Raw genomic sequence first — 11,148 nt, 5'->3', positions numbered from 1 at the left:
TAACGGCATATTATCACTATAAATCAATATTTTATTATTTATAAAAATTATAATTATGGACGCTTTTGAAAATTCTAGAGCCATAAATAAGGACGACAACGATGAATGCTCATTTTAACCTTTACGCTCCCAAATGAGTCTGTGTGCTCGTCAAAGATAAATAAAATAGATATATGCAATATTCTCGCCCTAATCTAACATACAAAAGCAAGTACGACTCGTACAGCACTAATACATCTTATGAATGCTGCTTCATAAGATTTTAAGGTCAAACAACATCAAAAACACGACCTTCATTAAGCCAACATAGCTTCACTTTATACGGCACTATATTATATGGCACTATATTGCACTGATTTTAGAAAAAGCATAGATCAATATCAATTTGAACCCGTATAAAATTGGATATTTTGGGTGTACAGCTAAGCATTTTCAGACCCTATAATCCGCCCTTATAAAAAGAATCCGCCTATCAAAAGGGTACTGTCCCTAAAACAAAAAAGGAGTAAAAGCCGAAATGATAGTGTCCTCGAATAATAGAGACGCTTCTGCTGGTTCCATAACAAAGATATTTTTTCCCGTAGCTCTGCTTAATGCAATGCACATGTATCATATTCTGCTGCTTGAATGCTTATTCTGAAATATATAATATCAAAGTAAAGCACCTTAAGCTAAAGAGACCTTCACTTTATGCGATACTGGTTTTAGAAAAAACTTTGCGGATCAATATCAATTTGAACCCGAACGGAACTGGGCATTTTGGGTGCACCGCTAAGCATTGCACGTATAAACCCTTGTATATCAAAAGAGCGTTGTCCTTGCAGCAAAAGCCGAAAACGATAACGCCCCCGAACCAAAGCCAAAGGCGCTTCTGCTGGTCCCATAACCGAGATATTTTTCTCCCGCGGCGCTGCTTGACGCAATGCGCGCGCATAATGTTCTGCTGCTTGGCGCTGTTGTGCAGACACAATCAAAGAGGCAAGCCGCCCATAGGGAGGCAAATGATAATGCTGACGCGCTGCAATCTCACGTGTGTAAAAATCTTCTGGCTGACATGAAAGTAAGGCTTTGATGACCGGATGATCTGGTTGATAAGTTTGCAATAATCCTAAGCTTTCCAATCCCACACGCCCTGCTCTTCCGGTAACTTGAGATAGCAGCTGGTAGGTACGTTCACTTGCGCGTAAATCGCCATTGGCAAGACCAAGATCAGCATCAATAACACCAACCAGAGAGAGCTTGGGAAAATGATGTCCTTTAGCGACCAACTGTGTTCCAATAATAATGTCCACATCGCCATTTGCAATGGCTTGTAATTCGCTTCGCAATTGCCCAATCCCTCCTTTGAGATCTGTTGAAAGAATCAATGATCGCGCTTGAGGAAAAAGCATTTGTGTTTCTTCTGAAATTCTTTCCACACCCGGTCCACAAGCCACGAGATGATCTAATGTCCCACATTCAGGACAGGCTTGAGGAAGTGGTTCATGATACCCACAATGATGACATTTCAATTGCCCTTGCGCACGATGTTCTACCAACCAACTTGAACAATCAGTACAATGAAAACGATGTCCGCAAATTCGGCATAAAGTTAAAGGTGCATAACCACGACGATTAAGAAAAAGAAGAGCTTGTTCGCCCTTATCAAGCGTTTGTTTTAAAGCCCTTTCAAGAGCAAAGGAAATAAAGCGCCCCTTTTGCACCCCTCCTTGGCGCATATCAACCACCCGCAACTGTGGAAGTGCTACTTCTTTAAAACGGGAAGGTAAATGCACCTTTTGATAACGCCCTTTTAAAACATTGGCTTGGCTTTCAATCGACGGTGTGGCTGAAGATAAAATAACAGGAAAATGCTCAAAAGAGCCCCGCGCAACAGCCATATCACGCGCATGATAAAAAATGCGCTCTTCTTGTTTATAAGCGCTATCGTGCTCTTCATCGACAACAATCAAGCCAAGCTCATGAAAGGGAAGAAAAAGTGCCGAACGAGCCCCCGCAACGACACGCACCCGCCCTTCTGCAACCTGCCGCCAGACGCGTTCTCTACGACGTGGCGTCAAATCAGAATGCCATTCTGCTGCCGCAGCGCCAAAACGTGCATAAAAACGATCTAAAAACTGCTGTGTTAAAGCAATTTCCGGTAATAAAATTAAAACCTGCTTGCCCTCTTTAAAGGCTTGAGCAACCGCTTCAAAATAAACCTCTGTCTTTCCTGATCCCGTAACACCATCAAGCAAAAAAACTTGAAACTGAGAAGATAAAACACCTTCCCGCAACATTGTTGCTGCTTCATTTTGCGCTCCCTGCAACTGAGGAGGACAAAAGTCAGGATCAGGCATTGCCACAAGATCAGGAGCAGGAACTATAATATCTTCAAAAACCCCTAGCGCTTTTAAACCTTCAACAACAGAAACCGAAGTTCCAGCCGCATGCGCAAGACCAGAACGTGTCCATATCTTCTCATTACGCACCAATTCCAAAACCCGTAATCGCGCTGGTGTGAGACGTTCTACATTTCCACCACAATATCGCAAACCCAGCATTTGAGCTTCCGGCTCTAAAGCAGCCGGTACAGACAAAACCAATCGCGCCACAAGACCAAAAGGCGCCATTGTATAGCGACTAACAAAACGCAAAAATGTAATCATTTCTGCCTTTAAGGGGGGACAATCAAAAACATGAAGCAAAGAGCGTAATTTTTCACGTGCCACCGAACCAGACCTTTGCCCACCTGCTGTCTTCTCTCCAACATCCACAACAAAACCGCAAAGCTCACGCCCCATCACCGGAACCCGAACAAAGGAACCAATGTTCACCTCCATAGAAGATGGAACTTTATAACTATAAGCGTGAGCAACAGGAAGAGGAACCAATACGGATACAATCTTTTCCTCTATCATGTTTGAATTCATCTTTTAAACCAATCTATGACCTCTTAAACACCAACAGGTCTAAACCTTATCTTTAAACACTCTTATAAAATTCATTACAGGATTCAATCCCCCCTATCACAACACTTTTCTCACAAGAATTCTTTTTAATACTCATCCCATCACCAAAGAACCAATCTCATCGTCTATAACAAAAAACTTTATAGCAAAAAAACTAGCGCCATTCTTCTGTGCAAATAAAGCGCATCACTATTAAGCATTCAACATGATATCGTCAGTGCGCTCTTCAACAAAGCGATCCCATAGTGTAACTTCTTCCCAACACACACGTTTATTTTTTACCGCTTCATATCTCAATTTATCTTCAACAAACTGATTTATAAAAATATAATCATCATTATACCTATTGTAATAAAAACCATCAGTACGATGAATTTTTCTCATTTCAAACTCATCGAGGAACATTTGTAAATCCTTATCAATGAGAGAGTCTCCTATGATTTGAATTACAGGGAGAATAGTATTGCAAATGGAACCGTTACAATATTCACCTTGGCTTTGTGCCAAAACATGGAAACACGTGCCTACATCTTTCAGCTTGATTGAGAATCAAGCAACAATACAAGCAGCACAAAAGCGTATTGTTGAAGAATGAGTAACACAGAATAAATCAATGTATTGACCATAAAAAACACTTCATGTGTAAAATTTACATGCCTTCTTCAATGGTGTTTTACGATAAAATAAATCCATTCGCTTCTATCAAAAATGAGGTTAACCGTACCCCCCTGAAAAAAGGAGGTATCTTATGATGCACTCTCAAATATCTAGAGCAATCGCAAATAGGAAATGAACAAAATATGTAATAATGCTAGTTTGTTTTCATAAGTATAAAAATACCGCTACGCAAAGATTCCAATACGCAAAAATGTTGGTACACAATGAGTCCTATACCTTATCCCGAACAACGTTACAAAATGGGTGTGGAAACAATAAATCATATTTCTTTACCGAAAACGAGTACATGGTTAACATCATAGCATTCTTGTTCTTTATACAGAGATTAATTCTTTCTCTTGCTTTTGCAATCAACAATAGCGCATAACAAAAAATATGATAAAAGCTAACAAGAAGAGGTTAGAGATGAAGTTTTTTGTGGATAGCGCCAATATTGAAGAAATTCAAGAGTTACAGAATTTAAGCCTTGTTGATGGTGTCACCACCAATCCCTCTCTTATCCTAAAATCAGGACGCAATATTCTTGATGTTACAAAAGAAATTTGTGCTCTCATTAGCGGACCTGTTTCTGCTGAAGTTGCAGCAACGGAATTTGAAAGCATGATGAAAGAAGCGGCTGTTTTAGCAAAGATTGCCGACAATATTTGTATCAAGCTTCCTTTAACACTCGATGGATTAAAAGCCTGTAAAGCCCTCACAAAAGAAGGACTAAAAACAAATCTCACACTTTGTTTTTCTGCCAATCAAGCCTTACTTGCTGCCAAAGCAGGCGCAACATTCGTTTCACCTTTTATTGGTAGACTTGATGATTGTGGAAATGATGGAAGTGAACTGCTTCATGAAATTCGCACAATTTATGATAACTATAACTTTGAAACACAAATCTTGGCCGCTTCAATCCGCACCGTTAATCATGTCAAAGAAGCAGCACTCAGTGGTGCTGACGTTGCAACAGTTCCACCAGCAATATTAAAAGCACTAGTCAAACACCCTCTCACTGATAAAGGGTTGCAAATATTTCTCAACGACTGGAAAAAAACAGGACAAAATATTGCTTAATATCTAGAGTTTTTATTGGAAAGATCTTTTGAAAGTAACAAAAAAATCTGTTCAGCCAACTCTTCAGCAACCCGTTTTTTTGCATCTTCTTCTGCTTGCATCGTTGCATATTCTTGACGAAGTCGGTCAAAAGATGCATTCATCATTGCTGTTCCTTTTGCAACAAGAGTATTTTTCATATCCTGCAAAGTATAAGAAGCTCTGCTCATAACAGTTCCAACAGAAGGTCGTCCTTTTCGTTTTTTCTCGAAATCAACCTCTATCTGCATAGATTCTCTTGTAGATACAGATATCTGCAATGCCAATCGATAAGCAGGTAGAGAAGGTTTACCACCATTTCCATACAAAAGAAACAGCAGATGATTGCGCACCATTTGACCAAAACGATCCGAAGGCTCTTCCACAACAATAGAAGCAAGCTTTGCTGAAAGCCCCAAAGAAGCTTGCCCAGAAACAGGCTTCCCATAAGAAGCAGAATTCATTGTCATTGCACTCTGCAATTCTTGACGATAAAGCGGTTCAACTTTGCATCCACACAACAGTGTGAATACACCAGCTAAAACGACAAGAATCAAACTTTTAAAAAACGACATTCACAATCCTTTGTGGAACAATAATGATTTTTTTCACAGGCTTTTCAACCAGCTGTGCCTTTACAAAATCTAAAGCCAAAACCGCTTCTTTAATCATCGTTTCATTTGCTGTTGCTGCAACGCTCACCTCACCGCGTTTCTTACCATTAATTTGTACTGGCAAAGTATAGCATTCCGCAACGATTAACGCGCTGTCATAAACAGGCCAAGCAAGCGCAGACATTAAAGTTTTTCCTCCTAAAGCAGCATGACATTCTTCTGCTAAATGGGGCATCATGGGTGCAATCATGGCAAGAAAAAAATCCATGGCTTGACGTAAAGAAGCTTTCATTTCATCGTCAACACTTGCTATCTTGTTGAGCAACGGTGCCATAATATTCAAGAATTCATAAAGGCGTGCAATAGCCCGATTAAAAGCAAATTTTTCCAAATCATCTTCTACAGCGCAAAGCGTGCGATGTGCGACCTTTGAGAGTTCCAAAGCTGCCCCCTGATGCCCTGCACAAGGCGCCACATCCTTTAAAACAGAAGCACTCAAAGCCACATGGCGCCAAACACGCTGTACAAAGCGATGGGCTCCTTCAACACCAGATTCTGTCCAGATGACATCCCGATCAGGAGGAGAATCTGACAACACAAACCAACGCACAGTATCCGCGCCATAGGATGCGATAATATCATCAGGATCAACGACATTCTTTTTGGATTTCGACATTTTTTCAATCGAACCAATCATCACTTCACTTTGATCAGTCAATTTATAAGCCTGTCGTTTTCCATCCTTTTCAACAATGGAAATTTCTGCTGGAGAAACCCACCCTTGATCATCCCGATAGGTTTCATGAACCACCATACCTTGGGTAAAAAGCCCCTTAAAAGGCTCATCAACAGTCGCATGGCCGATCAATTTCATGGCACGCATAAAAAAGCGTGCATAAAGAAGATGAAGAATGGCATGCTCAATTCCACCAATATATTGTTGCACAGGCAACCATTCAGAGATTGCTTGTTTGTCGACAGGTTCCTGCGCAAAAGGAGCCGTAAAGCGTGCATAATACCAAGAAGAGTCAACAAATGTATCCATAGTATCGGTTTCACGTTTGGCAGGTTGACCACAGGAAGGACAAGTAACATTCTGCCACCTTTCATGCCGTGCAAGAGGATTTCCAGGTTGATCAAAAGTAACATCATCAGGCAACACAACCGGTAAATCGGTACGTGGCACTGGAATCACTCCGCAAGATGTACAATGGATCATCGGAATGGGGCACCCCCAATAACGTTGCCGCGAAATCCCCCAATCACGCAAACGAAATTGCACTGTTTTTTTCCCTTGCGGTTGCCCATTGAGCATTTGTTCTTCAAGCCTTTTGGCTGCTTCTTCAAAAGCTTGTTGAGGTGTCAAACCATCCAAAAAGCTGGAGTTGATCATCACACCATCACCCGTATAAGCTGTTTCAGCAATGACAAAATCTTCTGCTTGCTCTCCTTTTGGCAAAACCACCGGTTTTATTGGAAGATCATATTTACGCGCAAAATCAAAATCTCTCTGATCATGAGCCGGACAACCAAAAACAACCCCTGTTCCATAGTCCATAAGCACAAAATTAGCGATATAAACAGGAATATGTACTGTTGAATCAAAAGGATGAACTGCCAAAAGGGGCGTAAGAAATCCTTGTTTTTCAGCTGTTTCAAGTGCTGCTGTTGTCGTCCCACCACACCGACAATTTTCAATAAAAGCACTCAACGCTTTGTCTTTTTTTGCCAAAGCTTGTGCAATAGGATGATCAACAGACAGAGCCAAAAAGGAAGCGCCAAACAGTGTATCAGGACGCGTTGAATAACAAACAACCTCATCAAATTTCTCACAAACATCATCAGCATCACCCGCCGACTTTAAAGCCCAACGAATCAGCAAACCTTGTGATTTTCCAATCCAATTTTTCTGCATAGTGCGAACTTTTTCGGGCCACTGCTCCAGCTCTTCAAGCCCAGCCAAGAGCTCTTCACTAAAGTCGCTAATTTTGAAAAACCACTGCGTCAATTCACGCTGTTCCACCAACGCACCAGAACGCCAACCCCGCCCATCAACAACCTGCTCATTGGCCAAAACAGTGTGGTCAACAGGGTCCCAATTCACCTTAGCCACTTTACGTGCAACCAACCCCTTTTGATAGAAATCAAGGAACAACATTTGTTGACGATGGTAATATTCCACATCACAAGTCGCAAATTCACGCGTCCAATCTAAAGAGAGCCCTAATTGCTTTAATTGCCCGCGCATTACAGCAATATTTTGATAAGTCCAAGTTTTAGGATGCACTTTACTTTGCAGAGCAGCATTCTCAGCCGGCATACCAAAAGCATCCCACCCCATAGGATGAAGCACATTAAAACCCATTGCCCTTTTATAGCGTGCCACCACATCCCCCATGGCATAATTGCGCACATGCCCCATGTGAATGCGGCCTGACGGATAAGGAAACATTTCTAAAACATAATATTTTTCACGAGCATCTTCTTGAACAGTCTGAAAAATTTTCTTTTCATCCCAAATTTCTTGCCATTTTTTTTCTCTCGCACGTGGATTATAGCGTTCGCCTATATTATAATGTTCAATCGTCATTCCCATTATACTCTTTTAATAAAACTGAACCAAAAAACTTGTTTTATTATGCTTGACCATGGATTAAGCTCATCGTCAACATTTTCGTGAAATATTTCCCTAAGTATTTTATAAAACTTTTAAAAAACGACCAACTCTTGAACAAAAAAGGCAAAGCACAAAAATATGAATACACAAACGCCCCTCAACGCCCCTTCCATTGAAGCATGGCAAAACCTTCAAAAAGACATTGCTGAAACATGTCAAGAGCTACAACGCCCTATAGAAGAAATTGAACTTATCGCTGTTTCAAAAACTGTTTCTGCCGCTGATATACGTCCCCTTTTACAAGCAGGCCAATCTTTGTTTGCAGAAAACCGCGTACAAGAAGCGGCACAAAAATGGCCTGCTTTACGTCAACAATTTGAAAATATTAAGCTTCATCTCATCGGTCCCCTACAATCAAATAAAACAGCAGAGGCGGTCAAACTTTTTGATGTTATTCAAACGGTTGACCGTGAAAAAATAGCAAAAAGCTTATCTGAAGAAATGGAAAAACAAAAAAGGCATCTTCCTTGCTATGTTCAGGTTAACATTGGCTTAGAACCGCAAAAAAGTGGTATCGCACCACAAGAAGCGACATCTTTTGTCAACCAATGCAAAAACAACTATGGACTTGATATCATCGGTCTTATGGGCATCCCCCCTGTCGATGAAAACCCCGGACCCTATTTCGCGCTCTTAGCAAAATTAGCAAAACAAGCAGGTCTTCCAAAGCTTTCCATGGGCATGTCCAGTGACTTCAAAACCGCTCTACAGTTTGGCTCTAACGTCCTTCGCATTGGCTCCGCTTTATTTGGAAAACGCCCTGTGTAAAGCAATTTCCTCTCATATAAATTCATTCCCCCTTCATATAAATTCCCATTGAAAATTCTACGAACAAGCCAAAAACAACAGAAATGAGAAAAAATATTTCCTTCAATATCAATAAGAGCAATTCTAGCAAAAAAGATTCCAGTCCCTCTTTCATCCTGTTAGCAAAATAAGCAAAAAAGCTGGTCTTCTCAAAATTCTCACCAGCACATCCACAACACGTACAATAGATTTAAGATAGCATTGCAATTTGGCTCTCATATTCTCGCACATTGGCTCTACTTCACCTCCCCTCTGACCGCCTCTCCAGCAAAAGCAACGTAAAAAATAAATCCTTATATAAAGGCAAAATGATAAGAGGGGCGTTGCGCATTCATGAAAAAACTATCGCAAAATCACTAATTACAAAAGAATATTTAATACGATTATCGCAATGATTTCCATTAAAAACCACGAATTCTCTTAACTTCTCCAACACGCGTAAACAATTTCCCCACATGCCAATGGCGTAAAGCAGGCAAAAAGAGGCTTATGGCTGCATAATACAGTAACAAAACTCTTTCATGTAAGCCACTTGAGAAAAATAAACATCTCAATTGCCCAATAGAGCACCAAGAGCCGCGCTAAACAACATGAATAGCAATCTATAAGGTCCAACAATAGCATAAAGACTTTCTATGCTCTACAAAGCGTAAAATACGGTCAATATTCGCCTGAAAAATAAAAGAACTAATCCCAAGCATATGCGCATAATACATGCAGGCAAAACAATGGCAATGAGATCGATTTCAATAACGATATTTCTTTATCATTATTTCTTTATCGTTCTCATAAACAAAGAGAAAAACACCAATTTTTCAGATGCACATTTTTCTAATTTTAAACTTTAATTAATAAAAAATATGATGTCATTTCTTGTGTTTTAAAATATTATAAATAATATTATTATATTATAAAGAATAATATTTAATATACATAATATAGTTATTATTTATACAGTATTTTTATTGCCATTTTTAAAGTTTATCTTTGACATTTCTCTAAAAATACGCGATAGCCATTTCAAATGTATCATTATGATACTACTTTTAATGTGGATAATTAAGGAGAATTAATATGTTTGGTTCATTCAACACATTCGGTCATATGGTGACAAAGCCTTCTTTTGGTCATTCGCACAATTCAAGACCTTTTCATGGAATATCAAAACATACTCATGGAAATGCATGTAGCTTTAATGGTTTTGCTAATAACATGATTTCACACGCCTCTACACTAGGAGTTCAGGGAGGGCTAACAGGAGCAGCAGGGGGACTCATTGGAGGCGCTATTTATGGCTTTGGACAGTCAGCTTGGAATTGTTGGTTCTAATTTATAAGAATTGTTGGTTCTAATTTATAAAAAGTAGCTACAAAGATATCTCTGAAGATAAATAATTCTGTAAATATATTCGAAAGAATATACCAAAATTAAATATCTACATCTGTGGACAAAATAGTTTTCGGAGATATCTATTGTGGATCACATCTTATAATCAGGATTTTGTTATAATGAATATTCTTTATGAAATCATAAGACTGTTTTGCATTCTCATTGTATTCATCCCTATATATGCTATTGGTTTTAAAAAAATTGGTGGTTACAGTTGGAAAGTATCTATAAAATCAACATTATATACAGTAATTCTGTTCATTATTTCTGATAGTTTATGTAGATACTTTGGTTTATATTAATATTTATTGGATGAGTTGCAAGCACTCCGAATAAATTAGCAACGATACTATTAATGAGAAATTATCATGTATAATCACAGATTTTACTCATAAAATTATTGAATCGCTTATAGCAACATTTTTTTGGTTTAATATATCTTTTTTATTATAAGTTTATTTATTATATTTGGAAAGATTCTCTAAAAAAATCATTATTAATAAGCTCAATATTCTTTCTTATGAGTCTTTTCTTTAACGATATTGGTTTATATCAACTTTTGAGAAATATTTTATAATAGACATTTTTAAAATGTCTTTATGCGTTTATAAAAAGCTCTATACCGCAATAGGTTTTGCCACATTTGAGTATCCTAAAAGCATAGAATACCCTCTTTAATATCATCACATCAGATTTTAAAAATTGACTATTCCAATCTTTGTCATTTAGTCTAACCTCACAATGAAAAGCTTTAGGGACGACTCTGCCACAAATATAAAAATACAATGGCTGATTTTTCTAAAAAATAAAAAGAGGGAAACATGACTGAAAAAATCTATCCAGTATCAGAAGAGATCAAAAAAAATACTTTGCTCGACGAGGAAACTTATCAACAATGGTATCGAGAAAGCATCGATGATCCAGAAAGCTTCTGGGCCAAACATGGTCAACGCAT

General features: G+C 38.8%; 7 protein-coding genes. 3 read left to right on the top strand and 4 right to left on the bottom strand.

Features of this window, described 5'->3' with window-relative positions:
• Positions 1-704 precede the first annotated feature (704 nt).
• Both ACFIKE_RS00775 and ACFIKE_RS00770 read right to left on the bottom strand, forming a co-directional pair.
• Positions 705-2,900 carry a primosomal protein N' gene (locus tag ACFIKE_RS00775; RefSeq protein ID WP_375648170.1) on the bottom strand — a complete coding sequence of 732 codons (2,196 nt, stop codon included), beginning with the start codon at positions 2,898-2,900 and terminating at the stop codon, positions 705-707.
• A gap of 243 nt (positions 2,901-3,143) precedes the next feature.
• Entirely contained in the window at positions 3,144-3,458 is a 315-nt protein-coding gene (locus ACFIKE_RS00770) for a hypothetical protein (RefSeq protein ID WP_375648169.1), read from the bottom strand.
• Positions 3,459-4,034: 576 nt separating this feature from the next.
• Here ACFIKE_RS00770 and fsa point away from each other — a divergent pair.
• Positions 4,035-4,688: a fructose-6-phosphate aldolase gene (gene fsa / locus ACFIKE_RS00765; protein ID WP_375648168.1), complete on the top strand. Its 654-nt coding sequence runs from the start codon at positions 4,035-4,037 to the stop codon at positions 4,686-4,688.
• On the opposite strand, the gene lptE is transcribed toward fsa, so the two are convergent.
• The gene (gene lptE / locus ACFIKE_RS00760; RefSeq protein WP_375648167.1) at positions 4,685-5,281 is read right to left on the bottom strand and encodes an LPS assembly lipoprotein LptE; all 597 of its coding nucleotides are present in this window, start codon (positions 5,279-5,281) and stop codon (positions 4,685-4,687) included. The two genes, fsa and lptE, sit on opposite strands and share 4 nt — an antisense overlap.
• Positions 5,268-7,910 (bottom strand): leucine--tRNA ligase, encoded by a 2,643-nt coding sequence (leuS, locus tag ACFIKE_RS00755; RefSeq protein WP_375648188.1) that lies wholly within the window; start codon positions 7,908-7,910, stop codon positions 5,268-5,270. The genes lptE and leuS overlap by 14 nt, the downstream gene beginning before the upstream one ends.
• A gap of 165 nt (positions 7,911-8,075) precedes the next feature.
• Here leuS and ACFIKE_RS00750 point away from each other — a divergent pair, with 165 nt between their 5' ends.
• Entirely contained in the window at positions 8,076-8,765 is a 690-nt protein-coding gene (locus ACFIKE_RS00750; RefSeq protein ID WP_375648166.1) for a YggS family pyridoxal phosphate-dependent enzyme, read from the top strand.
• A gap of 1,113 nt (positions 8,766-9,878) precedes the next feature.
• Positions 9,879-10,133 carry a hypothetical protein gene (locus ACFIKE_RS00745; protein ID WP_375648165.1) on the top strand — a complete coding sequence of 85 codons (255 nt, stop codon included), beginning with the start codon at positions 9,879-9,881 and terminating at the stop codon, positions 10,131-10,133.
• The last annotated feature ends 1,015 nt before the right edge of the window (positions 10,134-11,148 follow it).

Source organism: Bartonella sp. MU70NMGDW (assembly GCF_042194085.1).
Classification (GTDB): domain Bacteria; phylum Pseudomonadota; class Alphaproteobacteria; order Rhizobiales; family Rhizobiaceae; genus Bartonella; species Bartonella grahamii.
The sequence above is the reverse complement of the archived record's forward strand: the minus strand, read 5'-3'. Positions and strand labels throughout refer to the sequence as shown.

Excerpts from the sequence above, each read along its gene's own strand:
- ACFIKE_RS00750 (WP_375648166.1), top strand. The coding sequence starts at position 8,076 with ATGAATACACAAACGCCCCTCAACGCCCCTTCCATTGAAGCATGGCAA.
- lptE (WP_375648167.1), bottom strand. The coding sequence starts at position 5,281 with ATGTCGTTTTTTAAAAGTTTGATTCTTGTCGTTTTAGCTGGTGTATTC.
- leuS (WP_375648188.1), bottom strand. The coding sequence starts at position 7,910 with ATGACGATTGAACATTATAATATAGGCGAACGCTATAATCCACGTGCG.
- ACFIKE_RS00775 (WP_375648170.1), bottom strand. The coding sequence starts at position 2,900 with ATGATAGAGGAAAAGATTGTATCCGTATTGGTTCCTCTTCCTGTTGCT.
- fsa (WP_375648168.1), top strand. The coding sequence starts at position 4,035 with ATGAAGTTTTTTGTGGATAGCGCCAATATTGAAGAAATTCAAGAGTTA.
- ACFIKE_RS00745 (WP_375648165.1), top strand. The coding sequence starts at position 9,879 with ATGTTTGGTTCATTCAACACATTCGGTCATATGGTGACAAAGCCTTCT.